At 61.8% G+C, this 26013-nt stretch carries 25 protein-coding genes; 14 read left to right on the forward strand and 11 right to left on the reverse strand.

Annotated features, from left to right (window positions below; genetic code table 11):
* Positions 1 to 157 precede the first annotated feature (157 nt).
* Genes ACFRFQ_RS27845 through ACFRFQ_RS27860 form a run of 4 tightly spaced genes read left to right on the forward strand, consistent with a single transcriptional unit; the run spans position 158 to position 3660 of the window.
* The gene (locus ACFRFQ_RS27845; RefSeq protein WP_138870306.1) at positions 158 to 1369 is read left to right on the forward strand and encodes an amidohydrolase family protein; all 1212 of its coding nucleotides are present in this window, start codon (positions 158 to 160) and stop codon (positions 1367 to 1369) included.
* Positions 1356 to 1775 (forward strand): nuclear transport factor 2 family protein, encoded by a 420-nt coding sequence (locus tag ACFRFQ_RS27850; RefSeq protein ID WP_378664852.1) that lies wholly within the window; start codon positions 1356 to 1358, stop codon positions 1773 to 1775. The genes ACFRFQ_RS27845 and ACFRFQ_RS27850 overlap by 14 nt, the downstream gene beginning before the upstream one ends.
* Complete coding sequence (locus tag ACFRFQ_RS27855; protein ID WP_378664853.1) at positions 1772 to 2866, forward strand: acyl-CoA dehydrogenase family protein; 1095 nt, start codon at positions 1772 to 1774, stop codon at positions 2864 to 2866. Before ACFRFQ_RS27850 ends, ACFRFQ_RS27855 begins: the two co-directional genes overlap by 4 nt.
* Positions 2863 to 3660, forward strand: coding sequence for an acyl-CoA dehydrogenase family protein (locus tag ACFRFQ_RS27860; RefSeq protein ID WP_378664854.1), 798 nt, complete (start codon positions 2863 to 2865; stop codon positions 3658 to 3660). Before ACFRFQ_RS27855 ends, ACFRFQ_RS27860 begins: the two co-directional genes overlap by 4 nt.
* Positions 3661 to 3752: 92 nt before the next feature.
* On the opposite strand, the gene ACFRFQ_RS27865 is transcribed toward ACFRFQ_RS27860, so the two are convergent.
* Positions 3753 to 4670, reverse strand: coding sequence for a TIGR03564 family F420-dependent LLM class oxidoreductase (locus ACFRFQ_RS27865; RefSeq protein WP_378664855.1), 918 nt, complete (start codon positions 4668 to 4670; stop codon positions 3753 to 3755).
* A gap of 198 nt (positions 4671 to 4868) precedes the next feature.
* Here ACFRFQ_RS27865 and ACFRFQ_RS27870 point away from each other — a divergent pair, with 198 nt between their 5' ends.
* Positions 4869 to 5447, forward strand: a complete 579-nt coding sequence (locus ACFRFQ_RS27870; protein WP_378664856.1) for a nuclear transport factor 2 family protein — start codon at positions 4869 to 4871, stop codon at positions 5445 to 5447.
* Positions 5448 to 5507: 60 nt separating this feature from the next.
* Here the strand turns inward: ACFRFQ_RS27870 and ACFRFQ_RS27875 are convergent, their stop codons facing one another.
* Genes ACFRFQ_RS27875 through ACFRFQ_RS27885 form a run of 3 tightly spaced genes read right to left on the reverse strand, consistent with a single transcriptional unit; the run spans position 5508 to position 8458 of the window.
* Positions 5508 to 6290, reverse strand: coding sequence for an enoyl-CoA hydratase (locus ACFRFQ_RS27875; RefSeq protein ID WP_378664857.1), 783 nt, complete (start codon positions 6288 to 6290; stop codon positions 5508 to 5510).
* Positions 6291 to 6300: 10 nt separating this feature from the next.
* Positions 6301 to 7476, reverse strand: coding sequence for an acyl-CoA dehydrogenase family protein (locus tag ACFRFQ_RS27880; protein ID WP_378664858.1), 1176 nt, complete (start codon positions 7474 to 7476; stop codon positions 6301 to 6303).
* Positions 7460 to 8458: an acyl-CoA dehydrogenase family protein gene (locus ACFRFQ_RS27885; protein ID WP_378664859.1), complete on the reverse strand. Its 999-nt coding sequence runs from the start codon at positions 8456 to 8458 to the stop codon at positions 7460 to 7462. The genes ACFRFQ_RS27880 and ACFRFQ_RS27885 overlap by 17 nt, the downstream gene beginning before the upstream one ends.
* A 176-nt stretch (positions 8459 to 8634) precedes the next feature.
* On the opposite strand from ACFRFQ_RS27885, the gene ACFRFQ_RS27890 reads away from it, so the two are divergent.
* Genes ACFRFQ_RS27890 through ACFRFQ_RS27900 form a run of 3 tightly spaced genes read left to right on the forward strand, consistent with a single transcriptional unit; the run spans position 8635 to position 11297 of the window.
* Positions 8635 to 9291, forward strand: coding sequence for a TetR/AcrR family transcriptional regulator (locus ACFRFQ_RS27890; protein WP_230590427.1), 657 nt, complete (start codon positions 8635 to 8637; stop codon positions 9289 to 9291).
* Between the two features lie 55 nt (positions 9292 to 9346).
* A complete protein-coding gene (locus ACFRFQ_RS27895; protein WP_378664860.1) occupies positions 9347 to 10174 on the forward strand; it encodes an acyl-CoA thioesterase in 828 nt (275 codons plus the stop codon).
* A gap of 43 nt (positions 10175 to 10217) precedes the next feature.
* Positions 10218 to 11297: a dihydrodipicolinate reductase gene (locus tag ACFRFQ_RS27900; RefSeq protein WP_378664861.1), complete on the forward strand. Its 1080-nt coding sequence runs from the start codon at positions 10218 to 10220 to the stop codon at positions 11295 to 11297.
* Here the strand turns inward: ACFRFQ_RS27900 and ACFRFQ_RS27905 are convergent.
* The 3 genes from ACFRFQ_RS27905 to ACFRFQ_RS27915 are packed head-to-tail and all read right to left on the reverse strand — an operon-like array spanning position 11294 to position 14808.
* On the reverse strand, positions 11294 to 12184 hold the full coding sequence (locus ACFRFQ_RS27905) for an ArgK/MeaB family GTPase (protein WP_378664862.1): 891 nt from the start codon (positions 12182 to 12184) through the stop codon (positions 11294 to 11296). The genes ACFRFQ_RS27900 and ACFRFQ_RS27905 overlap by 4 nt on opposite strands.
* 46 nt (positions 12185 to 12230) lie before the next feature.
* The gene (locus tag ACFRFQ_RS27910; RefSeq protein ID WP_378664863.1) at positions 12231 to 13370 is read right to left on the reverse strand and encodes a thiolase family protein; all 1140 of its coding nucleotides are present in this window, start codon (positions 13368 to 13370) and stop codon (positions 12231 to 12233) included.
* Complete coding sequence (locus ACFRFQ_RS27915; protein ID WP_378664864.1) at positions 13363 to 14808, reverse strand: class I adenylate-forming enzyme family protein; 1446 nt, start codon at positions 14806 to 14808, stop codon at positions 13363 to 13365. Before ACFRFQ_RS27915 ends, ACFRFQ_RS27910 begins: the two co-directional genes overlap by 8 nt.
* A gap of 52 nt (positions 14809 to 14860) precedes the next feature.
* Here ACFRFQ_RS27915 and ACFRFQ_RS27920 point away from each other — a divergent pair, with 52 nt between their 5' ends.
* Both ACFRFQ_RS27920 and ACFRFQ_RS27925 read left to right on the forward strand, forming a co-directional pair.
* Complete coding sequence (locus ACFRFQ_RS27920) at positions 14861 to 15622, forward strand: SDR family NAD(P)-dependent oxidoreductase (RefSeq protein WP_378664865.1); 762 nt, start codon at positions 14861 to 14863, stop codon at positions 15620 to 15622.
* 195 nt (positions 15623 to 15817) lie between these two features.
* Positions 15818 to 16711 (forward strand): TIGR03619 family F420-dependent LLM class oxidoreductase, encoded by an 894-nt coding sequence (locus ACFRFQ_RS27925; protein WP_378664866.1) that lies wholly within the window; start codon positions 15818 to 15820, stop codon positions 16709 to 16711.
* Positions 16712 to 16772: 61 nt separating this feature from the next.
* On the opposite strand, the gene ACFRFQ_RS27930 is transcribed toward ACFRFQ_RS27925, so the two are convergent.
* From ACFRFQ_RS27930 to ACFRFQ_RS27945, 4 genes are read right to left on the reverse strand one after another with little or no spacing between them, the layout of a single operon-like run.
* A complete protein-coding gene (locus ACFRFQ_RS27930) occupies positions 16773 to 17540 on the reverse strand; it encodes an enoyl-CoA hydratase/isomerase family protein (RefSeq protein WP_378664867.1) in 768 nt (255 codons plus the stop codon).
* A 1-nt stretch (position 17541) separates the two neighbouring features.
* Positions 17542 to 18630: an acyl-CoA dehydrogenase family protein gene (locus ACFRFQ_RS27935; RefSeq protein ID WP_138870324.1), complete on the reverse strand. Its 1089-nt coding sequence runs from the start codon at positions 18628 to 18630 to the stop codon at positions 17542 to 17544.
* Positions 18617 to 19522 carry an acyl-CoA dehydrogenase family protein gene (locus tag ACFRFQ_RS27940; RefSeq protein ID WP_378664868.1) on the reverse strand — a complete coding sequence of 302 codons (906 nt, stop codon included), beginning with the start codon at positions 19520 to 19522 and terminating at the stop codon, positions 18617 to 18619. The genes ACFRFQ_RS27935 and ACFRFQ_RS27940 overlap by 14 nt, the downstream gene beginning before the upstream one ends.
* Positions 19500 to 20918, reverse strand: a complete 1419-nt coding sequence (locus ACFRFQ_RS27945) for a class I adenylate-forming enzyme family protein (protein ID WP_378664869.1) — start codon at positions 20916 to 20918, stop codon at positions 19500 to 19502. The genes ACFRFQ_RS27940 and ACFRFQ_RS27945 overlap by 23 nt, the downstream gene beginning before the upstream one ends.
* Positions 20919 to 21057: 139 nt before the next feature.
* Between ACFRFQ_RS27945 and ACFRFQ_RS27950 the strand changes: the two genes are divergently transcribed.
* The 4 genes from ACFRFQ_RS27950 to ACFRFQ_RS27965 all read left to right on the forward strand — a co-directional run bounded on the left by ACFRFQ_RS27950 (position 21058) and on the right by ACFRFQ_RS27965 (position 25979).
* Positions 21058 to 22092 carry a 2Fe-2S iron-sulfur cluster-binding protein gene (locus tag ACFRFQ_RS27950; RefSeq protein WP_378664870.1) on the forward strand — a complete coding sequence of 345 codons (1035 nt, stop codon included), beginning with the start codon at positions 21058 to 21060 and terminating at the stop codon, positions 22090 to 22092.
* 365 nt (positions 22093 to 22457) lie between these two features.
* On the forward strand, positions 22458 to 23411 hold the full coding sequence (locus ACFRFQ_RS27955) for an ABC transporter permease (protein ID WP_033236994.1): 954 nt from the start codon (positions 22458 to 22460) through the stop codon (positions 23409 to 23411).
* Complete coding sequence (locus ACFRFQ_RS27960; protein ID WP_378664871.1) at positions 23408 to 24310, forward strand: ABC transporter permease; 903 nt, start codon at positions 23408 to 23410, stop codon at positions 24308 to 24310. Before ACFRFQ_RS27955 ends, ACFRFQ_RS27960 begins: the two co-directional genes overlap by 4 nt.
* A gap of 100 nt (positions 24311 to 24410) precedes the next feature.
* A complete protein-coding gene (locus ACFRFQ_RS27965; RefSeq protein WP_378664872.1) occupies positions 24411 to 25979 on the forward strand; it encodes an ABC transporter substrate-binding protein in 1569 nt (522 codons plus the stop codon).
* Positions 25980 to 26013 lie beyond the last annotated feature (34 nt).

A 26013-nucleotide genomic window follows, 5' to 3' on the forward strand; every position in this document is an offset into this window, starting at 1 on the left:
TCGTACACCTCATGCAATCCTTCGTCATGGTCACCTTCCCCATCGAAGTCTGGAAACAACCACGCGTCCCCGACAGCGGCGCCGCCTACGTAGCCCTCACCGTCGAACCCGTCGTCTGACCCGATCTTCTGATCGTCTGATCTTCAAGGGACTGAACATGATCACACTCAAAGCAGCGGGAATGCTCGACGTCGACAGCGGCGAGATCGTCCGGCCGGCCGTCATCAAGGTCGACGAAGGCAAGATCGTCGGAATCGGCGGAACACCCGAAGGAGAAATCGTCGACCTCGGCGACCAGATTCTTCTTCCCGGCCTCATGGACATGGAGGTCAACCTCCTGATGGGTGGGCGCGGCGAAAAGCCGGTCTACTCAACGGTTCAGGATGATCCCCCGCTCCGCATGCTGCGTGCCGTGGGTAACTCGCGCCGCACTCTGCGCGCAGGTTTCACCACTGTCCGCAACCTCGGACTGTTCGTGAAGACCGGCGGCTACCTGCTCGACGTGGCTCTCGGCAAGGCGATCGACGCGGGCTGGGTCGACGGCCCACGGATCATCCCGGCCGGCCACGCGATCACTCCAACGGGTGGCCACCTCGATCCGACGATGTTCGCGGCGTTTGCACCGGGAGTGTTGGACCTGACAATCGAAGAAGGCATCGCCAACGGTGTCGACGAGTGTCGTAAGGCTGTTCGCTACCAGATCAAGCACGGCGCTCAGTTGATCAAAGTCTGCGTTTCGGGCGGAGTCATGTCGCACACCGGACTACCTGGTGCGCAACACTATTCCAACGAGGAACTGCGGGCGATCGTGGACGAGGCGCACCGACGCGGACTGCGTGTCGCGTCGCACACGCACGGTGCTGAGGCGGTGAAGGCGGCAATCGAAGCAGGTATCGACTGCATCGAGCACGGATTCCTCGTCGACGACGAGGCCATCGCGATGATGGTCGAACACGGCACCTTCCTGGTGCCGACCACGCGTCTGGCCGACGCCATGGATACATCCAAGGCCGCGCCGGAGCTCCAGGCCAAGGCAGCCGAAATGTTCCCGCGCGCACGCCTTTCGGTCAAGGCCGCCTACGACGCCGGTGTGAAGATCGCCGTAGGCACCGATGCGCCGGCAATCCCGCACGGAAAGAATGCCGACGAGTTGGTAGCCCTCGTCTCTCGCGGCATGAGCAACATCTCGGTGTTGCGCGCGGCCACCACCGTCGCAGCAGATCTCATCAACGTCACCGACCGTGGCCGCCTGGCCGAAGGTCTACTGGCCGACATCATCGCGGTACCCGGAGATCCGTTGGAGGACATCACGGTTACCCAGCGCGTCGGCTTCGTCATGAAGGGCGGAAAGATTTATGTCAACAACTGACGAGATCATGGAGATCTCGCAACTTCTCGCTCGCTATGCGGTCAACATGACCAAGGGCGATGTCGACGGTGTTGTCGCAGTGTTCACTCCGGACGGCACGTACAGCGCTTTCGGCGACAAGTACCCGCTGGACGAGTTTCCCGCACTGGTTGCGGCCGCTCCCCAGGGGCTGTTCATGACAGGGACGCCGGTCGTCGAATTCACCGGAGACAACACCGCAACCGGAAGCCAGACGCTGTGTTTCGTCGATCATGCAACGCACGACATGCGGATCGGCTACTACAGCGACACGTACCTTCGCACCGAGGACGGGTGGCGACTGCAGACGCGGGCGATGACGTTCCTGCGCCGCAACGGCGATCACGATTCGGGTATTCCTCACGCCTTTGATCGTCCGGGGGCATGAACGTCCCCGAATTTCGGTCGGCCGTTGCGACCTGGCTGGCCGAAAACGATCTATCCCCCGGAACCGATCATTCGCTCGACGGCCAGGTAGAACAGCTCGCCCGTGTACGAGCTTCACTGTTCGACGCAGGTTGGATGCGGTACGGCTGGCCGGAGGAGGTCGGCGGACTCGGCGGGCCCGCCGTCCTGCGTGCGGTGCTCGGCGAGGAAGTTGCGACCCGTGGCCTCGCCGAACCCGGCATCTACTCGATGATCGAAGTCCTGGCTCCCACGATGATTTCGTATGCTCGCCCGGAGTTGGCCGCGGAGATGGTTCCGCACCTACTCAGTGGACGTGAGCAATGGTGCCAGGGCTTCTCCGAGCCCGGTTCGGGTAGCGACCTCGCGTCGCTGAGCACCCGGGCAGTTCAAGACGGGGACAACTGGGTTGTCAACGGCCAGAAGGTCTGGACGTCGTTGGCTCAGTACTCGGCGCGGTGTGTCCTACTCACCCGTACCGGGCCGGGCCATGATGGAATTACCGCGTTCTTCGTGGACATGGACACCCCAGGCATCACCGTTCGCCCCCTGCGCACCATGCACGGAGTCGACGAGTTCGCCGAGGTCTACTTCGACGACGTTGTTGTTCCGGCGGACCGGATGCTCGGCAAGCCGGGCGACGGTTGGCGGGTGGCGATGGATCTGCTTCCCCATGAGCGTTCCACCTGCTTCTGGCATCGGATCGCGTACCTGTTCTCACGCCTGGACCAGTTGATCGCCGAATCCGACACAGACGCAACAGATGACGCCGAACTCGGTGCCGCCTACCTGGCACTGCACACCGTGCGAGCCCGGTCCCTTGCGACGCAAACCCGGTTGGCGGAGGGCGCAAAGATCGGCCCGGAGACGTCGATCGACAAAGTGCTGCTGGCGACCTCCGAGCAGCAGTTGTTCGATACCGTGCGCGACTTGTTGCCCGGCACCATCGAACTCGACGAGACGCCATGGCGGTCGGAGTTCCTGTACTCGCGTGCAGCCACCATCTACGGCGGTACGGCTGAAATTCAGCGCAACATCATCGCGCGGCGACTGCTGGATCTGGGGAAGGAATGAGCATGCACGACGACGAGCTGAATCTGCTCACCGAAACGCTGCGCAAGACGATGCTCAGTGTGTCCGGCACCGAACTCGATGCGGCCATGACCGAACTCGGCTGGATCGAGATGCTCACCGAAATGCCCGATACAGCAGTGCCCCTGGTATTTCGGCTCCTCGGCGAGACCGGCGCCCATGCACCCCTGATCAACGATGTGGTCTTGGCCGATACCGCACTCAGTCTGCCCGCCGGCGGTACCGTCGCGCTCCCGTACTCCGGTGGGAGCTGGATCCGGTGGGAGCGGAGCGAGGGACCAGGAACAACACTGGACACCGATGTTCCGCTCCGCGTCGTAGAGGCCGGTGACACCGTCCCACTCGCGGCGGGTCGCCGGGCACTCGGATGGTGGTTGGTGGGAACCAGTCGCGCAATGCTCGACCTCGCTCGCACCCATGCCTTGAACCGCATGCAGTTCGGCAAGCCGGTCGCATCGTTCCAGGCCGTTCGCCATCGGCTTGCCGAGACGCTGGTCGCCATCGAGGGCGCGGAAGCAACGCTGAATACCGCGACCGACGACCTCGGCTCACTTCTCGCGAAGGCCGCTGCCGGCAAAGCTGCACTGACAACAGCCCGCCACTGCCAGCAAGTACTCGGCGGGATCGGTTTCACAGCCGAACACGACCTTCACCATCACGTCCGTCGAGCCATGCTTCTCGACGGATTACTCGGCAGCGCACGCGAACTCACCCGCGAGGCCGGGGCACTCATCCGCACCCAGGGTTATGCTCCGCGCCTAACGCAACTGAGCTGAGCTACGAGTTCGATGCAAGCAAGCGGCACCGGCGCGCGGGCACCGGTGCCGCTTGCTTGCGACAGGTCCAATCGGTCAGGCACCGGCGTGAGCTACCGGGTTGCCATTTCGGCGAGGAGATCAGTGGTGCGGCGAACGGATTCCTTCCGGTCTGCGCCTACGGGGAAGACGGCAGCCCAGATATCGGTGGCGCCGGCATCCAGCAGAGACTGCAATTGAGCGCGTACCGATCGAGCGTTGCCGACAATCGCCACATCCGCCGGGTTGCTTGCACCGCCGGCGTCGAGAACCCTTTGATAATTGGGCATTCCGGCATAAGCGGTGGCGTTTGCTGCGACAGCGGCGCGAGCTTCGTCGGCATCGTCGTGAACTGCCACCGGCAAGCCTGCAACAATTCGAGGTGCGGGCCGACCCGCAGATTCTGCAGCAGCATGTAGCGCGGGAGCAATGTGGGAGTCGATTACCTTGCCCGACGCCATCCATAGCACCGTTCCGGCGGCGTATTGCCCTGCCACCCGCAACATGCGGGGCGACATGGCGGAGAGCAGCACCGGCACGTCGTGGACGACCTTGGCCATCCTGCCCGCACTGCGCGTCGACCAGTCCGCGCCGCGGAAGTCGACGTCTTCACCGCGAAGCAGTGCGGTGACGATCTGTACATATTCTTCGGTATTGCGACCCGGGCGCTCGTAGGACAAGCCGTACACGTCACGGACCAGCGATTCGTGCGAAGGTCCGAGCCCCAAGGTGAATCCCTTGCGTCCCATGGCCTCTGATACGGCAGCAGCGCGATTCGCCTGCAGCAGGGGATGGCACGGATAGGTCTGCAGAACAGCAGTTCCGAGCTCGATCGACGTCGTGGCCCGCCCCGCTACCGCAAGGGCGGTCAGCGGATCACCGGCGACTGTGCTGGCATACCAGAGTGAGGTAAAACCGTCTGCCTCTGCTCGTTGCGCTTGCTGGACAATTTTGTCGGTGGACGAAGCGCCGCCGGTCAATCCGATTCGCATGATTCCTCCAAGGTTGGAATGGCTGATCCCGGCCATCATATGGCTTGAATCATGCTGCCAGAGAATTGGATTGACCTCGACGGAGAAATATGACCGCCGGTCGAATCACGCCACGATGGGACTATACAACTGTATAGTCCGATACGTCTATCGCGGCAGACTTCACCGCCGACATCACACAGCTGAAACGAGCAGAGGATGACACTCGACAAATCGCCCGAGACCCAGCACTTCGAGACACTGCAGAAAGATGTTCGTTATCTCATGGATCGCACCGCGATTCTGGACTGCATCAGTCGGCACGCCCGCGGATGCGATCGTCACGACATCGATCTCATCACCGCCGCATACCATGACAACGGCGTCGACGAACATGGGTTCGCAACCAATACGGGCCCCGAATACGGTGAATGGGCGAACACTGCCCACGCCGAAACCTCGCAGGTACACACGCACAACATCACCACGCACTCGTGCGACATCGACGGCGAGGTCGCGCATGCCGAAAGCTACGTCATCGTTGTCCTCGTCGGCAGTGACGGCAAAAGCGCGCAATTCATCAGTGGACGCTATCTCGATCGCCTGGAACGGCGAGAGGAACAGTGGCGCATCGCAGTTCGACGATCAACCGTCGAGGCAATGTTCGTCGCCGACGCTCGGGTGCTGCAATCACCCTTCTTCACAGAGAAGGGCTACCTCGTCGGCACCCGCGACCGTGAGGATTTGTCGTACGAACGTCCATTGACGTTGGAGAAGCCTGCGCCCGCACGGTGGTAATGACCCTGCGCGCCTTTCCGGTAGCTCGAACTACCAGAAAGGCGCACAGGGCAGAAGGCCCTACTTGATCTTTTCCTTCATCTCGTCCAGCTTCACCAGGATCGGGTAGCCCGAAACGCTGAGAGCATTGCCGTGACCGGTCTGGTGGATGTCGAACACCGACTGAACAGCTGCGTAGAATCCCTGCACGTCGAGTGTCTGGTTGACGGCACGCTTGGCCTGACGGAGGCCGAAGGACGGCATCTCGGCAATCTGCAAGGCCAGGGCGCGGGCCTCGGCGTCGAGCTGATCGCGCGGCACCACCTTGTTGACCATGCCGGTCTTCTCAGCCTCTTCGGCCGTCACCGGACGACCGGTGAAGAGGATTTCCTTTGCCTTACGGGCACCGAGTTCCCAAGTGTGACCGTGGTATTCGACGCCGCCAATTCCCATGAGCGCAACCGGATCGGAGAACAAGGCGTCCTCGGACGCAATGATCAGATCGCACGGCCAGCACAGCATCAACCCACCCGCGATGATGCGGCCCTGAACAGCCGCAATCGACGGCTTGGGAGTGTTGCGCCAGCGCAACGTGTATTCCAGGTATCTACGGCTTTCGGCGCGGTAGATCCATTCCAAGGTGATCTCCTTGGGCGACGGCCAACGATCATTGAGGTCGTGACCGGCCGAAAAGTGCTTGCCCTCAGCACGAACCACGATCACCGCGACATCGTCGTCCTCGGCCGCACGGGTCCAGGCTGCGTCGAGTTCGTCGAGCAACTGCATGTTCTGGACGTTCGCAACTTCGGGACGGTTGAGGGTGATGGTCGCAATTTTGTCGGCCACCTCGTAGAGAATGTACATGTCAGGCTCCTCAGCTTCGGGGAAGGCCGAGCACTCGCTCGGCGACAATAGTGCGCTGGATTTCGGAGGTTCCACCGGCGATCGTGCCGGCGAAGCTTCGTGCATAACGTTCGAACCAACTCGAACTGAAGGCCTCGTTGTCCATCGGGTTGTACGCCGATGTCAAAGCCGGATGTACCAAACCTTCAGGTCCGGCAGCGATCAGGGCCTCTTCCGAAGAGCGTTGTACCGCTTCGGAACCGAGCAGTTTGAGTATCGACAGGGCGGCCACGTCCTGCTCGCCGCGAGCAGCGCGCGCCAACGCCGCCGAACCGAGCAGACGCAGCGCCTGATGGTCCATCACGAGGGTCGCGTAGTGATCCCGGTCGATGTCCGTCGCCGGATGGAAGTCCGCGATCAGATCTTGCAGGCGATCGGCAAAGCTGAGCCACAACAGGTTTCGCTCATGTCCGAGCGAACCGGTTGCCACCGACCACCCCTTGTTCAGTTCACCGATCAGGTTTTCTACCGGGACTTTCACATCGGTGAAGAACACTTCGTTGAAGTCGAGATCATCGTCTGCGCAAATGGATGCAAAAGGCCGGCGAACCAAGCCGGGCGAGTCGGTGGGGATCATCAGCACGCTGATGCCCTGATGTTTCGGAGCGTCGGGATCGGTGCGGACAAAGGTCAGGATCACGTCGGCGTCATGCGCGCCGGATGTCCAGACCTTCTGGCCGTTGACCACAAAATGGTCACCGTCACGATCGGCCCGTGTGCGCAGCGACGCGAGATCCGAACCTGCACCGGGCTCGCTCATACCGAGCGCAGCGGTGATCTCGGCACGCAATATCGGTGCGGCCCACTGCTTTTTCTGCTCCTCGGTGCCGAAGGAGAGCAACGACGCGGCAATGATGCCCAGCCCTTGCGGATTGAAGCTGTGGTAGATCCGCCGCTTCGAGAGTTCCTCCAAATGCACGTACTGCTCGAGAATCCCGGCGTCCCGCCCACCGAATTCCGGCGGGTTGCCCGGCAACAGCCAACCGTTGTCGAACTGCAGGCGCTGCCAGGCGCGAGCCCACTGCGGAATGTCCGCGCTGGACCCGGCGCGCTCAGCGGCCTGCGCCTCGCTGGGAAGATTCTCGTCCAGGAAAGCGCGGAACTCGGCCCGGAATTCCTCTACGTCGGCGTCAAAGTTGAGTTGCACGGTACTCCTCGGCGATCAGCGCCCGATGCTGTGCCGCACCGCCGAGCAGTAGCTCACCGGCTTTGGCACGCTTGAGCGCAAACTGTAGGTCGTTTTCCCAGGTAAAGCTCATCGCTCCGAACAGCTGCATTCCGTTGCGGAACACCAGCGATTGGCACTCCCCGGCTGCAGCCTTGGCCATGGACGCGGCTAACCGTCGTCTCGGGTCGTTCTCGGCAATCGTCAGCGCTGCGTAATACGCGAGGGCGCGGGCACGCTCGATGGCAAGGTGCATGTCGGCAGCCTTGTGCTGAACAGCCTGGAACGAGCCGATGAGAGAGCCGAACTGCTTCCGGTTACGCACGTGGTCGAGCGCCAAGTCGAGGATGCGCTGACACGCTCCGACCGTCGTGAGCGCCATTCCGGTGAGCGCGAGGTCCATTGCCCGTGCCGGATCTGCGCTACTGCGCTGGTCGACGCCGACCCGGACGCCGTCGAACGACACTTCCGCAACGTGAAGCACCGGATCGAAAATCGGACTGCGCGTCGTGGTGACGTCCGCGGCCGGAACGACAAAGACTCCCGCCGACGTGACGACCGCTAATTTCTCGGCGCGATCACCGTCGAGTACGCGGTGCGCCGTGCCGTCCAGGCGCCACCCATCTCCGTCGCGGCTGGCGCTGATGCCCTCGAATACTGCCGTTCCCGGCTGCTCGGGATCGATCGACTCGCTTGCAAGTGGGGCAAATTGTGTCATTGTCGCCAGATAGGGAGTGGGGTCAGTCGCTCGGCCCAACTCTTCCAGCACGATTGCCAATTCAACTGCGGTATCAGGATCGGTCAACTCGGTCCAACCGAGTGAAACGTAAGTTTTCCAAATTTGTACTGGGTTGGCGTCGTTGTCGACGACGTCCCGGATCAGCGCGGACGGGCATTCCTTCGCCGTCACTTCGCGCACGGTGTTTTGCCATAGTCGCTGATCGGAGTCGAACTCGAAGAGCATCCCGAACTGCCTCCCTGTCGGAGCTGCGGTGCATTATCGATTGAGAATACCATTCTCGATTAGCGAAAGTAAGAGTCTCTAAAATGCAAATAACACTTGGTCATTCCACTGTGGCGCTTACATCTCCGGTACAGTGCAAACATGTTTTTGACAATCGGAAGGGGGCTGGTGCAGTGGTGACCACGCCCAGCGAAGAGCCGGCATGGAAGCAACGGTCGGTCGAGCGTTCCATCAAGACCGCAAAGCTTCGCGCAGAGCAACGCGTGCAGCGATTCCTCGATGCGGCACAGTCGATCATCACCGAAAAAGGCACCACCGACTTCACCGTGCAAGAGGTGGTCGACCGGTCGAAACTGTCCTTGCGTAGCTTCTACCTCCAATTCGACGGTAAGCACGAACTACTGTTGGCATTGTTCGAAGACGCCTTGAGTCGCAGCGCCGAACAGATCCGCGCAGCGACGGCCGGAACGTCCGAGCCGATGGACCAACTCAAGATCGCCGTCGAGCTTCTTTTCGAGTTCTGCCGTCCCGACCCGGCTGCGCAGCGACCGCTGTTCACCGATTTCGCCCCACAACTGCTTCTGTCACATCCGGCCGAGGTCAAAGTTGCACACTCCTCACTTCTCGCATTTTTTGTCGAGTTGATGGAAAAGGTGAGCGAAGCAGGTCAGCTGCGCGAGGGCGTCAACCCCCGCCGAATTGCCGCCATGACCATGCAGACGGTGATGTTCATTGCGCAGTCCAGCGGCGCCCCTGACGACGCGACCGTGCATCCCATTTCTTCCGACGAGGTCTGGGCCTTCTGTTCTCAGGGGTTCGCACACAAGGGCTGAAAACAACTTTGAGAACTTCATTCTCAATTGAGGAAATTTTATATACACTCGGCCGATGTCCGAGTTATGGAACGACCTCCTCGCCTGCCTCGACCTGCAACCGCAGACGACCGGACGAACTGATACCGACAAGAATGCGACCACCCTCGTTTTCGAGGGCCCTAACCTGCATTTGACGTACCACCGACTCTTCGGCGGGCAGATTCTCGGTCAGTTCGTCCGCGCGGCCGAACTGACCTGCCCGAACAAAAGCATCAAGTCCCTTCACTCCCTGTTTGCCCGGGAAGGTAGCGCCGACGAGACCGTCCGCTACGAAGTAACGCGTCAGCACGAAGGCCGTTCCTTCGCCACGTTGACCATCGTGGCGCGCCAATCCAAAGGCGTCATCGCTACGTCCCTGATCTCGATGCACGCTCCCGAGGACGGCCCGGATCGGCAGTCCGAGAACAGCATTGCGCCGTTACTCGGCGAAGAGTTCCGGACCGACGTCGACCTGATCCCGTGGGAAATACGCACCGCCGTCGACCTCAACTCCACCGACATCGGTACACCCGATTTCGAGATGTGGATGCGCACACCGCAAGTAGGCAAGAACCTCGCGCCTGCCCTCGCTACCTACGCCACCGACCTCACACTGATCGGCACAGCCCTGCGCCCCGTCGACGGCTTGAGTCAACTCGGCAACGGAACCACCTTCACCTCCGCAGTCACCTCACACAACCTGTGGTTCCATCGGCCCTTCACGACCGACTCGTGGCTACTACTACGCCAGCACAGCCCCGTCACAGCTCACGGCCGTTGCTTCGGCCGTGGCGACGTGTTTTCCGAGGACGGCAACCTCGTTGCCTCGTACGCGCAGGAAGCTTTGCTTCGCCTACCGTGACAACCTTTGCTCGGTAGAAATCGACCGACCTTCGAGGTGTGATATGAGTTCGACTACCCTGTCCGACAGTACTGTTCAGGAAATTACCGTGCCCCGGCCCTATCGGGTGGTTCAGTGGGCCACCGGCAACATCGGCACACGCTCGCTGCGCGGCGTCATCGAACACGCAAATCTGGAATTGGCCGGTGTATACGTACATTCGGCCGACAAAGCCGGTCGCGACGCCGGTGAACTGTGCGGCATCGACGACGCCGGGGTGCTGGCCACCAACAGCATCGACGACGCCATCGGGTTGGGCGCGGATTGTGTGCTGTACATGCCGCGCCAGTTCGACGCCGACGAAGTATGCCGCATCCTCGCCGCCGGCTCGAACATCGTCACCACCCGGGGAGAATTTCACTACCCCGCCGGGATGGACCCAGCGCTGCGCGAACGTATCGAAGCCGCGTGCCGAACCGGAGGAACGTCGATCCACAGCACCGGCAGCAGCCCCGGATTTGTGACCGAGGCGCTCCCCCTGGTGTTGAGCTCGATTCAACGTCGCCTGAACCACCTGGCGATCAGTGAATTTGCCGATCTCTCCCAACGCAATTCACCCGGGATACTCTTCGACGTCATGGGATTCGGGCTCACCCCGACCGATTTCGACGAGAACCGGATCGCACACGTGAAGTCCAACTTCGGTCCGTCACTGCAGCTGATCGCCGAGTCCATCGGCCTGCCACTGGACTCCGTGGACGCCCGCGGCGAGCTGGCCACCACCCCAACCGAAGTCCAGATCGCGGCAGGAACCCTGGAAGCAGGCACCGTTGCCGCGCAACGAATCACGGTGAGCGGCACACATGCCGGGCGAGAACTTCTGAGCTTCTGCGCAACGTGGTACTGCTCGAGCGAACTCGACGTCGACTGGAAGATTCGTGACACCGGCTGGCATATCGACGTGGACGGGGATGCGCCGCTCGACATCGATCTGCGTTTTCCCATCCCGTTGGAGAGGATGAGCGAGACCGCCCCGGCCTACACGGCCAACCGGGCAGTCAACGCCATCCTCTCTGTCTGTGCTGCTGCTCCGGGAATCCGTACAACACACGATCTTCCGCAGATTGTCGCCGATCTGAGCTAAGCAGAACCCGACGTTCCGAGCAGTCGCGCAGCAGCGGTGTATGCATCGCTGCTGCCGGCTGCGACGGCGTCGGCCAGATCGTCGAGTTCGGGGTGGGTGCGCAACTTCGACTGCGCGAGGGACAGAATCTGGACTCGCGCTCGCGCGGTTCGACGTGCAAACGTGTCCGATCGCTGGTGAGCGTCGATCACATCCGCCAGTTCGGTGACACCCTCACCGCGTGATGCAATCAGTTTGAGGATGGGTACTCCGGCCTCGGCGCGCAGATCACGGACCGTCTGATCGGCACCCTCTCGGTCTGCTTTGTTTACCACGAGAATGTCGGCCACCTCGAGCAACCCGGCCTTGGCAGCCTGAACAGCATCTCCTGCACCGGGATTGAGGACAACGACTGCGGGATTCGCGATAGCGGATATCTCGATTTCCGATTGTCCGACGCCCACCGATTCGAGCAGAATCAGATCGTAGTCGAGCGCCGCGAGGAGGCGGATCGCTGCCGGCACGGCAACGGCCAGACCACCCAGGTGACCGCGAGTGGCCACCGAACGGATAAGCACGTCGGCGTCGTCGATGTGCTCTGCCATCCGTATTCGATCACCCAACAATGCGCCGCCGCTGTACGGCGAGGAAGGATCGACTGCAAGAACGGCAACCCGCAGTCCACGTTGGCGGTATGCCCGCACGAGAACTGCGATGGTGGTGGACTTGCCTGCGCCGGGTGGGCCGGTCACCCCGACCACTCGCACCGGCCGTGAACCGACGATGTCGAGAACTTCTTCTCGTCGGCTGCTTTCGACCAAACTCAACAGGCGGCCCGCGGCGCGCAGTGAACCTGAGCGCGCCGCGGTGACAAGATCCTCGATCGTTGCAACGGTAGTGAGCGTCATCGAATATTCGAATACCTCTCGGTGCCAGTCGATCTCACAGTCGACATCACGGAGCCGGAACCTCGATGACCGTCGCCGAACCCATACCGCCGCCGGCGCACATGGCCGCCACACCGATCCCGCCGCCGCGTCGTCGTAGCTCGTGCACCAGGGTCACCAGCATGCGCGCACCGGTGGCTGCCACGGGATGTCCGAGCGAACACCCACTGCCGCTGACGTTGACCCGATCGGCATCGATTCCGAGCATCTTGATCGTCGCGACGCACATCGCCGCGAACGCCTCGTTGATCTCGAACAGATCCACGTCGGCCAGCGACATTCCCGCGCGTGCCAACGCCTTCGGAATTGCCTCGACCGGAGCCAGACCCGTGAAGGCGGGATCAACCGCGACGGATGCCCACGACTTGACCGTTCCCAATCCCGGCATTCCCAGTTCGCTACTGGCGATAGTGAGAACCGCAGCAGCGTCGTTGGCGCCGCTCGCATTTCCGGCGGTGATGCTGAAGCCTTCGATCTCGGGGTGCAGCACCTTGAGCGAGCCGAGCTTCTCCAGGCTCGTTTCGCGGCGCGGATGCTCGTCGACGGAGAAGAGTCCGTGAGGAGTGCTGATGGGTACGATCTCTTCCTTGAACCGCCCCTCGTCGATGGCGCTCACTGCCTTCTGGTGCGAGAGCAGAGCCCACGCGTCCATGTCCTCGCGCGAGACTCCGGCCTTCACGGCGGCATTCCAGCCCACCGTGATCGACATGTCCTTGTTCGGTGCATCGGGGCGATCCGGGTGCGTCGGGGACATCCACGGCACGAATTCGCCGTCGACACGGAACAAGGACCGCGGGCTGGTCGACGCGGAGTTGACGCCACCGGCGATGATCAGCTTGTCCATCCCGGAACGGATGGAGCCTGCAGCGGCCTGCACCGCGCCCAGACTGGCCGCGCAGTGCCGGTTCAGGGCCAAGCCGGGCACTGTCGTCAGGCCGGCGGTAATTGCCGCGTGGCGCGCGATCACGCCGCCGCCGTACAGCCCCTCGGCGAGCATGACGTCGTCGATCTGACTGGCATCGAGTGTTTCTGCTGCCGCCGCGACGACGTGGTGAGCAAGATCGTGAGCGGTGGTGTCGCGCAACGTTCCCTTACCGGCGGTACCGATGGGGGTTCGCAGTGCGGAGACGATAATTGCTTCAGGCATGGGTGTTCTCCAATTCGGCCAGCAGAACGCGGCGCAGTAGTTTTCCGGTTTCGGTCTTCGGGAGCTCGTGTCGGAACACGACGATGTCGGGAGTCTTGGACGATCGCAGTCGTTCCTTGACCCACGCCTTGATCTCTGCTTCATCGACATCGCCGACGAGGACGGCAACTATCCGTTGTCCCCATTCAGGATCCGGAACGCCGATCACGGCAGCCTCGATGATGGCGGGATGCGCAAGAAGCACGTCCTCGATTTCTGCGGGGGCGATGTTCTCACCCCCTCGGATGATGGTGTCGTCCGCGCGTCCTTCGATGAACAGGAAACCGTCGGAGTCGAGTCGACCGAGATCACGCGTGGCGAACCAGCCGTTCTCGTCGAGCACACTCCGGTTGCCGTATTCGCCGGAAATCTGCTCGCCCCGAACGAATACCAGGCCGGTGACGCCGGCACCGACCGGATCGCCGTCCTCGCTGCGCACCTCGATCTCGATGCCCGGCAGCGTTTTTCCGACGGACCCGAGTCGGTCACGCACTGCCGGATCGGCAGAGGCAAAAGCAACCCGGTGATCGTCGGGGCCGAGAACTGCCACCGACGACGCTGTCTCCGTGAGGCCGTAGGCATTGACGAATCCGGTGTCAGGGAAGCTTCGCAGCGCATGCTCGAGTACCGGCCGGGGTGTTCTCGATCCGCCGTACGCCAAACTCGCGAGAGACGGCGTGTGTGCATCGTTGTCCCCCAATTCGGCGACAACACGCGCCAGCATCGTGGGAACGAGCATCGCGTGCGTGACGCTCTGACTCCGGACGGTGTCGAGCCAGACGTTGGCGTCGAATGCGGCCAGATAAACGATCCGACGCCCGGTGTAGAGGTTGGAGAGCAGGTTTGTCAGGCCTGCGATGTGGTAGGGCGGAACAGCGACCAACGACGCATCGCTCTCGTCGGCCGACGAGAACTCCATGGTGTTGAGCACGTACGCGAGTAGGTGCCGATGTCGGAGTATCGCGGGCTTGGGATCAGCGGTGGTTCCGCTGGTGTAGATGATTGCGGCGACGCTGTCACCGTCCCACTGTGGAGCGGGGGCATCAGATTCGGCCGAATCCTGCTGTATCGCTTCGATGTCGATCAGATCGTCGAGATCGTCGAGACGCAGCACCAGTGCACCGGGGTGGCGGTCGATCAGGGCAGCCAACTGCTGATCGCCCAGTCGGTAGTTGAGTGGCACGAACGGAACCCCGGCCATCGCGGCGCCGAACAGCGCGACGGGGTACGCGAGGTGGTTTGTGCCGAGGTAGAGCACGGCAGGGTATTGCCGGAATCGGTCGGCGGCGCGGCGGGCAAGGGCAAGGAGTTGCGCGGCGGTCAATGACCGATTCTCGACGGTCACTACGGCCCGATCGCAACTCGATGCGGCCATTTCTGCAATCATGGTGATGTTCATGAGAACATTATTCTCTCAACAGAGATCAATACTTGCAAGAAGGGAAATCAAAATGCAGATCAACGGTTGTTCCGCCATCGTCGTAGGTGGCACCGGAGGGCTCGGCGAGGCTACGGTTCGCCGTCTCCACTCGGAGGGAGCAAAGGTCGTCGTAGCCGACGTGGCCGACGACAAGGGCAAGGAACTCGAGCGCGAACTCGGCGTTCGATACGTCCGCACCGACGCCGGTGACGAAGACAGCGTCCTTGCCGCAATCGCCGAAGCCGAATCGCTGGGTCCGCTGCGCATCTCGGTCGACTGCCACGGCGGCCCCGCCGGTGGCGGCCGGCTGGTCGGCAAGGACGGCAGCGCCATGAGCCTGGAGGCGTTCACGACCACGATCAATTCGTACTTGATCTCGGTGTTCAACGTGATGCGTCTGTCGGCAGCAGCGATGGGCCGTCAGGAGGCTCTCGAGACCGGCCGCGGGGTCATCATCAACACGGCGTCCATCGCCGCGTACGAAGGCCAGATCGGCCAGCTCCCCTACTCCGCAGCCAAGGGCGGCGTTGTCGGCATGACTCTTGTTGCCGCACGCGACCTCTCGCCGCTCGGCATCCGGGTCGTGACGATCGCGCCCGGCACATTCCTCACGCCTGCCTACGGCAAGGCCGGCGACAAGCTGGAGGCGTACTGGGGACCGCAGGTTCCGCACCCCCAGCGTATGGGCCGCTCACCGGAGTACGCCACGCTGGTCTCCTCGATCGTGGAGAACGACTACCTCAACGGCGAGGTCATCCGCCTCGACGGCGCACTGCGGTTCCCCCCGAAGTAACTTGCCGAACCGCGACGCCCGGGGGCGTCGGCAGCAGTACGGCGCCCCCGACCCGGTCGCGAGATACTACGAAAAGCGTTGTCCTGCAGACACAATCGAAGATTCTGGTTCTCCGACAACTTGAATCGCATTCCCATACTGTGTCCGCATGACTTCCACATGTTCGACAATCAGCCGTCAGCACAGGGCAGAAGCATGAAATTCTGGACCGGTACGGCCTTCATGAACACCGCCGAGATGCCTGCCGTCGCAAAGATGCTCGACGAGAACGGCTATCACGGCGTCCTCGTATCGGACCATCTCATCTTCCCGCGTGAACTCAAAACGCATTATCCTGCAACGGAAAGCGGGGTTCCATACTGGCAACCCGACACCGAATGGCCCGATGCCTGGGTCCTCATCGGTGCAATGGCCGCAGTAACCGAGAACCTGCATTTCGGCAACAACGTCTACATCGCGCCCGCGCGCCCTATCCTCGAAGTCGCCAAACAGGTGGGCACCGCGGGAGCACTGTCCAACGGCCGCGTGTCCATTGGACTCTCCGCCGGCTGGATGCGCGAGGAGTTCGAACTGCTCGGCCAGGACTTCGACAACCGCGGACCTCGACTCAACGAGATGGTTCAGGCTCTGCGAGCATTGTGGAAAGGTGGCTGGGTGTCCTGGAAGGGCGAGTATTACGACATTCCTGAAATGATGATCGAACCACACCCGCCCGCACCGGTCCCTATTCTCTGCGGCGGCGAATCTGCTGCCGCCCTCAAACGTGCAGCGCGCTACTGCGACGGCTGGGTCGGTACTGCATACACGCTGGAAGACGCCACAGTATGGATCGACCGAATCAAGGGTTACCGCCGCGAATACGGACGCGAAAACGAGCCTTTCGAGATCATTCTCGGATTGTTCGACGAACGGACACCTGACCTCTACAAGCGGGCAGAAGACATCGGCATCACCGGTGTGATGTGCTCACCCTGGGCCAACTGGGATCTCCAGCACAGCGGCGACCACTCACACTTGAAGGGAAGCGCGGAGCAGTACCGAGCCCCGATCGAGAAGTTCGCCGAAGAGATCGTCTCCAAGTGTAGGTGACGCGAAAAGGAGAGGCTGGGCACAGATCCCCTGGTGCCCAGCCTCTTCCGACTTCTCCGATTCAGCTCTTCACAGCGGTGAGCTTCGCTATGTTGTCCCGGAAATCCTCACTCTGGAAGGTCAGCTCTTCTGCTGTCGTCGCAAAGTCGAGCGTGGCCAGAATCGCCCGCTCCAGGTGCATGTTCAGCAGCCGCTTGGTGCTCTCGACAGCCTGACGCGGTTGCGAGGCAATCTTTTTCGCGCACTCGATGGCGTCGGCAAGCGGATCGAGAGACACATGGTTGGCAAGGCCGAGCGTGCAGGCCTTTTCAGCTCCGATGCGCGTTCCGGCCAGGGCATATTCCTTGGCCAGCAGCAGACTGATCTGCAGCGGCCACGTCAGCGGTCCACCATCGGCGGCAACCAATCCGACCTGTACGTGCGGGTCCGCCAGGTAGGCGGATTCTGCAATGTAGACGATGTCGCTCAGCGCAACGAGGCTGCATCCCAGACCGACGGCCGGGCCGTTGACTGCCGCGATCACGGGAACCCGGCACCGCGCCATTCCGAGCACCAGATCACGACCGTGCGCGATTGTGCGAGCACGCATCTCGGAGTCTTCGGCCAACTCCGCGAGGTAGGAAAAATCGCCACCCGCCGAGAAAGCCTTGCCGTTGCCGGTGAGCACTGCGGCACGCGCGTCACGATCCGCGCTGAGCCGCGGCCACAACTCCGCCAAGCCGGTGTGCAAGCTGTCGTTGACGGCGTTGAGCGCGTCCGGTCGATTGAGAGTGATGATCCGCAGCGAGCCTTCTGCGCGGACGTCGATCTCTTCGGGCATGTCGTACATGTCAAACTCCCAATCCGAGAATGCGCGAGGCAATGATGTTCTTCTGAATTTGTGATGTTCCGCCCATGACACTCTGGGCGCGGCTGTACAGGTACGACCCGAGCATCTCGGTGTCGCGGCTACCCGCCTCCGTCAACGCTGCGTGTCCGACGGCTTGATCCACCCAGGTCATGAGGAGCTTGTCGAGCGAGCCCTCCGAGCCGTGGGAGAGTCCGTCCAGCTGCTCCGACAGCCGGCGACGCACGTGCAGCCGCAGCATTTCTGTTTCCACTGCAGCCCAAGCTAATTCCGTGGACGGTGGTCCATCACTCCTGGCTGCGAGCTGGCGGACCAGTTTGCCGTACCGCGCCGCGTACCCCAGCGTGGACGGTTCACGTTCGTGCCCGACAACGGTCATGGCCAACGCCCAGCCTTCACCGGGAGCGCCGACCATCTGATCGACCGGCACACGCGCACCGTCGAAGAGCACCTGGCCGAACTCCTTGGTGACACCGTTCATCATCTTGAGCGGACGCTGCTCGATACCGGGCTGGTCCATCGAGACGATGAATGCGGTCAGTCCGCGGTGACGCTTTGCGTCGGGTTCTGTCCGTGCCAAGAGCAGGCACCAATCGGCGACATCGCTGTAGCTGGTCCAGATCTTGTGGCCCGCGATGACGTACTCGTCGCCCTCCCGTGTGGCGGTGGTCGTGAGCGAGGCAAGATCCGAACCCGCACCTGGCTCACTGAATCCCTGGCACCATCGTTCGGTGCCGTTGATCATTCCCGGAAGGAATCGACGGCGAAGATCCTCACTGCCATGCCTGCCGAGTCCGTGTACCAGGTATCCGAGACTGGGCCGAGGCGGAGCACCGGCAATAGCAAGTTCCTCGTCGACGATGACGTCGTAGACAGGCGGCAGTTCTTGTCCACCATATTCTTTGGGCCACGAAGCGCCGAAGAATCCGCCGCTGTACAGCGCCTGATGCCACTCACCCTGCCGTGCCCAGTACTCGTCCCCCGAACTGGGGAATGCTTTTGCCCGCTCAGCTGCCCATGACCTCAGTCGGTCTCGGAAAGCGGCTTCTTCCGGCGAATCACGAAAGTCCAAGGTCGATCTCCTCCAGCCTTACGGGAAACAGTTCGGTGGACGTCAATGCCCGCCGCAGGTACACATGCACGAGGCACTCCCACGTGTTACCGATTCCGCCGTGCACCTGCACTGCGGTTTCACACACTGTTCGAGTTGCCCGCGCGCAGTAGATCTTTGCGATCCGCGCTGCCGCGATCGCCTCGGCCGGCGGCAGCTCGTCCACGGCCCACGCCGCGTACCGGAGCACACTCACCGACCCCTCGATCAGTGCGAGACCCTCGGCCAACAGATGCGCAACAGCCTGGTACGACCCGATGGCCGTGCCGTACTGCTCACGGACCTTGGCGTACTCGGTCGCAACATGGTGAGCGCCCCGTGCCGTTCCGACCAGATCGGCGCAGGTAGCTACGAGTGCAAGTGCCTCCCACCGCGTCACGTCGTCCGTCGAGATTTCGCCGAGCGAATCCCCGTCCTCGAGCAACTCGGCAAAACCTCGAGTCAGATCGGCGCCGGCAGCTACCGAACCGACTCGGCCGGCGAAGGCCTTGTTCTCGCGCAGGACAAGAGCATGCTCGAGTCCGGTCGCGTCGACCGCCTCGTCACCGACAGCTATCGCCCAGGTGAGCTGATCGTCGGCGACATGACGACGTAGGTCGTCGGCTAGTACCGGTCCGAGGAACGGAACGTCGACCAGACCGCGGCCGAATTCCTCTGCGACGATGGCAACTTCGACACCCGACGCGCCGTCCGATCGGAGTGAACGCCAGCCGGTGATGGCTACCGCCTTCTCCAGACGAGCGTTCCGGGTGGCATCTTCCAAATCGAGGACCGAGCCCGGCCCCAGATCATCGGCCAGTTTTGCGGCAGCGTCACGCAGCTGCCGCTGTTCATGAGTCAGACGTACGTCCATAGCGCTCCTTGAGTTCTCGGCGCAACACCTTGCCGGAGGGCAGGCGAGGAATTTCGGGTACGAACACCACTCGCCGTAGGCGTTTGTAGCCGGCCATGCGGCCCGCTACGAGTTCCATGAGTTCCGCTTCACCGATCGAACCGTTTGTCGCGACGGCCGCAACAATCGCTTCGCCGTCTTTCGGGTCGGGAATTCCGAACACCGCGCAATCCGCGACGTCGGGGTGTCCGTGCAGGACTGCTTCGATCTCGGCCGGCGCTACCTGGAAGCCGCGTACCTTGATCATTTCCTTGAGGCGGTCGGTGATTCGCAGCCAACCGTCGTCGTCGAGATGTCCGACGTCACCGGTTCGGTACCAACAGTCGGCGAACGCGCCGGCGGTTTCCTCGGCGGGAAGATAGCCGGCCATGACCGAAGCCGACAGGGCCTGGATTTCTCCGGTCTCGCCAGGGCCGAGCACGTCGCCGGTCTCGGTCGACACAATTCGAAGGCTCACTCCCGGTGCCGCACGCCCCACGCTGTCGAGTTGCGCACCCTCGATCGGGTTGCACGCGATGACGGGTAGCTCACTGGCACCGTACGCCGGCATCCACCCGACACCTGTTCGCCGCGTGACTTCTTCGGCGACGCTCGGTGTCACCGGCGTTGCACCCCACATGATGTAGCGCAGCGACGAGAGATCGTACGATTCGAGCTTCGGATGGGAAGCGATAGCCAAAGCGATGGGCGCCACGGCCATTTCGACGGTAATCCGGTCTACCTCGATGTGGTGCAGCATCGTGTCGAGATCGAATCGGCGGTGAAGCCGCAGCCACGCACCGGACTCGAGAGCCGTGACGATGTTGAGCAGACCGAGTATGTGTGAAGGCGGAGTCACGATCTGCATGCGATCGCGTTCCGTCAACTCCAGCACGTTTCGCCACTGATCGACGGCAACAGCAAACGATGCGTGAGTGTGCCGGACTGCCTTGGGTAGGCCGGTTGTTCCCGAACTGAAGACGAGAACTGCATCCGACGCGGGATCGGGCTCGCCGAACGTTCCGGTGCCGCGTGTGTCGGTGCTGCACGAGACCGACTCGTCAAGGCTCAGCATCGGCATCAGTTCCGCGAGCACCGGATTGTCGCCGATCGCATACGCGGGGCTTGTCGTCGCCAGCGCGTGCGCCACCTCGACGCTCTTCCACGCCGGACTGATGAGCACGACAGCGGCACCGACGCGCCAGATCGCGAGTACCGCGACAACGAACTCCGGACGATTCGACGACATGAGAGCAACGCGTTGACCAGCCACGACGCCGTCCCGAACCAGCCGCGATGCAAGTCCGTCGGCTAGCGCTTCGAGTTCTTCTCGGCTGTATTTCTGTTCGTCGAACACAAGGACGCTCTGGCCGCTCATCCTTGGCTCCTCACCGGGGGATGGGGGCTAGCGCATCCCCCGTCTCGCGTGTACAAATGCTTCATTGAGAAGATCCTATCTCGTTTGAGAGAATAGTATTCTCAAACTTATAGAATCTCAATATCAGCAGGAGGTAGCCATGGCGAGACCACCGTTGTTCCAACGAGCGACCGTCACCCGAATCGTCAAAGAGAGCTCCGACGCACGTACGTATGTTCTCGCTCCGACCGACGGTCCATTCACCTACAACGCCGGACAGTTCTGCACGTTCCGCGTCGAGGTCGACGGCACCGAATTGTTCCGCTCCTACTCGATGTCGAGTTCACCCGACACCGACCACGAATTGATGACGACCGTCAAACGTGTTGCCGGAGGCAAGGTCTCGAACTGGCTACACGACAATGTCTCCGAGGGCGACGAAGTGGTCGTCACCAGGCCCGCCGGCACGTTCTGCCTGCGCGAGTCACAGGCGCCGCTGCTCGGTTTCAGCGGCGGCAGCGGCATCACCCCGATCCTGTCGCTCGCAAAGACCACCCTCGCCACCACCGATCGCGACGTTCACCTCCTGTGCGCCGATCGCGATCACGACTCGATGATCTTCGAGCGCGTTCTCTCGGAACTGGTCGACCGCTACCCCGGCCGACTGACCGTCGCACGCCACCTCGATGACACGAACGGCTTCCTCGACAAAGCCGCAGTACTCGAATTTGTCGGCGAACACGTGGGCGCCGACAGCTACCTGTGCGGCCCCGAACCTTTCATGGATCTGATCGAATCGGCGTTACCCGGACCGGGCCGCGTCTTCAGCGAGCGGTTCGGCAGTGCGGCCGAACCTATTACCCCGGCTGAACCTATTGCCACCGGCGAATCCTCCGCTACCGAAACAACTTCCACCGAAGTCACCGGAACCGTGACCATCGTCCTCGGGCGAAAGAAGACCTCGGTACCACGACACCCCAACGAGACGCTATTGGAAAGCGCTCGGCGCGCAGGACTTACACCGCCGTTTTCCTGCGAAGCCGGAAACTGCGCAACGTGCATGGCACATGTCACCTCAGGAAGTGCCGTGATGAGAATCAACGACGCATTGACCGAGGAAGAAGTGTCGGACGGCTACGTTCTCACCTGCCAGGCTATACCCGACTCCGAGTCCATCACGGTCAAGTACGAGTGAGACGGGAGCAGACAGTCCAAGATTCGTTGTAAAACAACATTATTGACGTTTTTGATCGAAGGCGTCAGCTCGGCGACACGAGCAACGTCGTCGCGCCCGATTTCGGATCCAGCACTCGGGCGCAACTTCGGCGACCCTCAATCCTGTTGAATTACAGTCTATTTACCGACAATCCGCGAATGTCGAACTGCACCGAACAAGAGTTCAATCCAGGTTTCTCTTGCTATTCGCAGTGATCATTGAATATATTACAACAAATCCAGGTGCGCCAAGAGTGCGCATAATCACACGCAAGCTTCGTAACAGTCCAAAATCTCTGCATACAAGGAACTTTGGCCGCGCTTGCATGATGAAAGTCGAGTTGGATGATTCTCACAATTACGAGACGTGTAGGCCGCAGCTTGGTGGTCGTCTTGTTGGTAGCGGCAGCAGCTGTTCTGCTGTTGAGCCTGGCGCCCGGGTCTGCCGCCGAGGTGATCCTGGGTGAAAACGCTACCCCCGAGGCTGTTGCGGCGATGGAAGCAAAGATGGGACTCGACGTCCCCGTCTGGACTCAGTACTTCAATTGGCTCGGTGACGCATTCCGCGGAGACTTCGGAACCTCACCGCTCACCGGGCAGTCAGTCAGCGAGGCGATCGTCGAGCGCCTCCCGGTAACTCTGCAGCTGGCCGCTATGGGCCTGATCATTGCTCTGGTCGTAGCCGTCCTGATGGCCGTCGCGTCCGCGTCGCGCCCGGGAAGCAAGCTCGACCGCGGCATCAATGTCGTTTCGGCTGTGTGCCTCTCGGTTCCCGCGTTCATCGCCGGCCCGGTCCTGATTTACTACTTCGCGATCAAATTCCAGCTCTTCCCGGTGACGGGCTGGTCACGCATGAGCGAAGGGCTCGGTGCAAACCTCCAGAGCGCGCTGTTGCCTGCCATCGCAATCGCATTGACCGAGATCGCCGCATTCCACCGACTGCTCCGCACCGACCTGATCGGAACCCTGCGTGAGGATTACGTGGCCGCTGCTCGGGCCAAGGGCATGCCCGGTTGGTACGTGATGTTCCGGCACGCGCTCCGACCGTCGTCGTTCTCCCTGATCACCGTTGCCGGTATCAGCCTCGGCCGACTCATCGGCGGCACGGTCATCGTCGAAACACTGTTCGGTCTACCCGGTTTGGGACAGCTCATCTCCTCGTCCATCACGTCACGAGACGTGATCATGGTCCAGGGAATCGTTGTCTTCATCGCGATCGTGTACGTGGGTATCAACACCCTGGTCGACCTCAGCTACGGATTGATCGACCCTCGGGTCAGGAAGGTTGTCGGAGCATGACGCGATCAGTTGTCGAAGACCGAACCGGCTCACAGGACAAGAAACCGTCCGACCCGGCACTGCCCCTGGTGCCGCCGGCAAAGAAGTCACGATCCATTCTGGTGTACCTGTCCTTCGGATGGCTCATTGCCGTACTTCTCGCCGCTGCGCTCGCGAACATCCTGCCCATTGCTTCCTACTCCGTTCCGATTGGCGCACCGCGTCTTTCACCGTCGTTCGAATCTCTCGATCTACTCCTGGGGACAGACACACTCGGGCGTTCAATGCTCTCCCGCATCATCTACGGTGCCCGCGTCTCGCTCCTTGTAGGCACTGTAGCCGGATTGATCGGTTTTGTGGTGGGCTCCTTCATCGGCCTGATCGGCGGCTACTTCGGTCGACGTCTCGACTCCGGTGTCACACTCCTCGCCGACGCGATGCTCGCCTTCCCGCCGCTGATTCTGCTGCTGGCGCTGGCGTCCGTCCTGACCCCCTCGATTCCGACCATGCTGCTCGGACTGACGTTGGTCGTGATCCCCGGATTCATCCGTCTCGCCAGAGCCAACACCATGGCCTGGAGTTCGAGGGAATTTGTACGCGCCGCACGGAACATGGGCGCCGGACACTGGCGAATCCTCTTCAAGGAGATCCTGCCCAACGTCCTCGCTCCCCTGGCTGCGTTCCTGCCGATCATCATGGCCGCCCTGATCGTCGCCGAAGGCTCACTGAGCTTCCTCGGCCTGGGTATCCCACCGCCACAGCCCAGTTGGGGCGGAATGATCGGCGACGGCAAGAACTACATTGCCGACTACCCACACTTGGTCTTCGTTCCTTCGTTGGCGATCTTCTTCACGGTGTTCGCCCTCAATCAGGCAGGTGACTTCCTCCGCAACAAGTTCGACCGCACTCTGCACGACTGAAACGCTGCACGACCGGCACTCGTCACAACCGAACGACCAAGACCGTTTTCCCGCTCGACCCGACGTACCCGTTTCCACGTTCCACCTGAGAGGGCATTCCATGATTCGAAAAAGACGCTTACTGACAGCAGTCGCGATGGTGTGTACGGCAGCATTCGTACTGACCGCTTGCGGCTCCGACTCCGGAAGTAGCAACGAGGGCACAACGGCGGCAGGCGATCCCGTATCCGGCGGTGCCGGCCGCGCGATCATGGCGGGTGAGCCGCGGTCACTCGACCCCGCGACCCTGTCCAATACCTGGGCACACCAGGGCATCCTCGGCAACTCGCTGTACGGCACGTTGATGATCAACGACACCAAGACCCTCGACGTCACGTACACCATGGCCGAGGACTTCTCGACCACCGACGGTGGGGCCACGTTCAACCTGAAACTTCGCCCGAACCTGAAGTTCTCGGACGGAACGGCACTCGACGCCGAAGCGGTCAAGTTCAACTGGGAGCGACTGAAGGACCCGGCGCTGGGTTCGACGTCCGCACGCTACGTTGCGCAGACCACCGACTTGACCGTCGTGGACCCGACCAATCTCAAGGTCACGATGGTCACCCCCACGCCGCACTACTCGCAGACCCTCATTGCCAGCTCGATGAACTGGATCGCCTCACCGGCTGCATTGCAGAAGGGTCAGGCAGGCTTCGACGAAGCCCCCATCGGCGCCGGTCCGTTCACGCTCACCAAGTGGTCCCGACAAGACTCCATCGAATTGGCAAAGAACCCCACGTATTACGACGCACCGCGCCCCTACCTGGATACCCTCACCATTCGTGTGGCTGCCGACACCAATCAGCGCTACAACACACTCTCCACCGGTGGCGCTGATCTGATCAACGAATCGAACTGGCAGACGTTGGATACCGCCGAAACCGCGGGCTTCCCGACCGACATCGTGCCGATGGGCGGTGGACAGTACCTGTCCATGAACTTCCGTCGCGCGCCCTTCAACGACGAGCGTGCCCGTCGCGCAGTGTCACTCGCAGTTGACCTCGATGCCATGAACACCGTCGTCTACAGCGGCAAGGGTGAGGTCCCGGAAACCCTGTTCCAGGAATCCTCCCCGTTCTACGCGGACATCAAGTTGGGCGAGTACAACAAGGCCGAAGCACAGAAGCTCTTCGACGAGCTTGCCGCTGAAGGCAAGCCGGTCTCGTTCACCTTCACGTCGTACCCGACGGCCGAGAGCAAGACTGCCGGCGAGGCACTACAGGCACAGTTGAGCACCTACAAGAACGTCGAGGCCAAGGTCGATGTTGTCGACTACGCTGCCGCAACCGCCAAGATGGGCACCAAGGACTTCGACATGGTGATCTCCTCCGCGATCATCCAGGATCCGGATTCCATGTGGTCGACCTTCCACAACAAGTCCCCGGGCAACATCATCGGTGTCGACGATCAGGAACTCAGCGACGCACTCGATGTCGGGCGCACCTCTCAGTCGCAGGAGGATCGCAAGGCCGCGTACACGACCGTGCAGGAACGGCTCGCCGACCTCACCGTCGGACTCTGGTACATCCGCGCAGCACCGTCGACGGTGACGGGCAAGAACGTACACGGCGTCACCATGTACGGCTCGGGTTCGCCGCTCACCGACGGTATGTGGATCACGAAGTAGCCGAAAGCAATTCGACGCAGTAGCCGACTACAGA

This window comes from Rhodococcus sp. NPDC056743 (assembly GCF_042790355.1).
Taxonomy (GTDB): domain Bacteria; phylum Actinomycetota; class Actinomycetes; order Mycobacteriales; family Mycobacteriaceae; genus Rhodococcus_F.

Coding starts and splice junctions, on each gene's coding strand:
- ACFRFQ_RS27915 (WP_378664864.1), bottom strand. CDS start 14,808: ATGAACATCACCATGATTGCAGAAATGGCCGCATCGAGTTGCGATCGG.
- ACFRFQ_RS27845 (WP_138870306.1), top strand. CDS start 158: ATGATCACACTCAAAGCAGCGGGAATGCTCGACGTCGACAGCGGCGAG.
- ACFRFQ_RS27905 (WP_378664862.1), bottom strand. CDS start 12,184: ATGACGCTCACTACCGTTGCAACGATCGAGGATCTTGTCACCGCGGCG.
- ACFRFQ_RS27945 (WP_378664869.1), bottom strand. CDS start 20,918: ATGAGCGGCCAGAGCGTCCTTGTGTTCGACGAACAGAAATACAGCCGA.
- ACFRFQ_RS27885 (WP_378664859.1), bottom strand. CDS start 8,458: ATGCTCTTCGAGTTCGACTCCGATCAGCGACTATGGCAAAACACCGTG.
- ACFRFQ_RS27855 (WP_378664853.1), top strand. CDS start 1,772: ATGAACGTCCCCGAATTTCGGTCGGCCGTTGCGACCTGGCTGGCCGAA.
- ACFRFQ_RS27930 (WP_378664867.1), bottom strand. CDS start 17,540: ATGTACGACATGCCCGAAGAGATCGACGTCCGCGCAGAAGGCTCGCTG.
- ACFRFQ_RS27965 (WP_378664872.1), top strand. CDS start 24,411: ATGATTCGAAAAAGACGCTTACTGACAGCAGTCGCGATGGTGTGTACG.
- ACFRFQ_RS27900 (WP_378664861.1), top strand. CDS start 10,218: ATGAGTTCGACTACCCTGTCCGACAGTACTGTTCAGGAAATTACCGTG.
- ACFRFQ_RS27940 (WP_378664868.1), bottom strand. CDS start 19,522: ATGGACGTACGTCTGACTCATGAACAGCGGCAGCTGCGTGACGCTGCC.
- ACFRFQ_RS27895 (WP_378664860.1), top strand. CDS start 9,347: ATGTCCGAGTTATGGAACGACCTCCTCGCCTGCCTCGACCTGCAACCG.
- ACFRFQ_RS27850 (WP_378664852.1), top strand. CDS start 1,356: ATGTCAACAACTGACGAGATCATGGAGATCTCGCAACTTCTCGCTCGC.
- ACFRFQ_RS27910 (WP_378664863.1), bottom strand. CDS start 13,370: ATGCCTGAAGCAATTATCGTCTCCGCACTGCGAACCCCCATCGGTACC.
- ACFRFQ_RS27865 (WP_378664855.1), bottom strand. CDS start 4,670: ATGCGAATCGGATTGACCGGCGGCGCTTCGTCCACCGACAAAATTGTC.
- ACFRFQ_RS27875 (WP_378664857.1), bottom strand. CDS start 6,290: ATGTACATTCTCTACGAGGTGGCCGACAAAATTGCGACCATCACCCTC.
- ACFRFQ_RS27870 (WP_378664856.1), top strand. CDS start 4,869: ATGACACTCGACAAATCGCCCGAGACCCAGCACTTCGAGACACTGCAG.
- ACFRFQ_RS27860 (WP_378664854.1), top strand. CDS start 2,863: ATGAGCATGCACGACGACGAGCTGAATCTGCTCACCGAAACGCTGCGC.
- ACFRFQ_RS27960 (WP_378664871.1), top strand. CDS start 23,408: ATGACGCGATCAGTTGTCGAAGACCGAACCGGCTCACAGGACAAGAAA.
- ACFRFQ_RS27950 (WP_378664870.1), top strand. CDS start 21,058: ATGGCGAGACCACCGTTGTTCCAACGAGCGACCGTCACCCGAATCGTC.
- ACFRFQ_RS27920 (WP_378664865.1), top strand. CDS start 14,861: ATGCAGATCAACGGTTGTTCCGCCATCGTCGTAGGTGGCACCGGAGGG.
- ACFRFQ_RS27955 (WP_033236994.1), top strand. CDS start 22,458: ATGATTCTCACAATTACGAGACGTGTAGGCCGCAGCTTGGTGGTCGTC.
- ACFRFQ_RS27925 (WP_378664866.1), top strand. CDS start 15,818: ATGAAATTCTGGACCGGTACGGCCTTCATGAACACCGCCGAGATGCCT.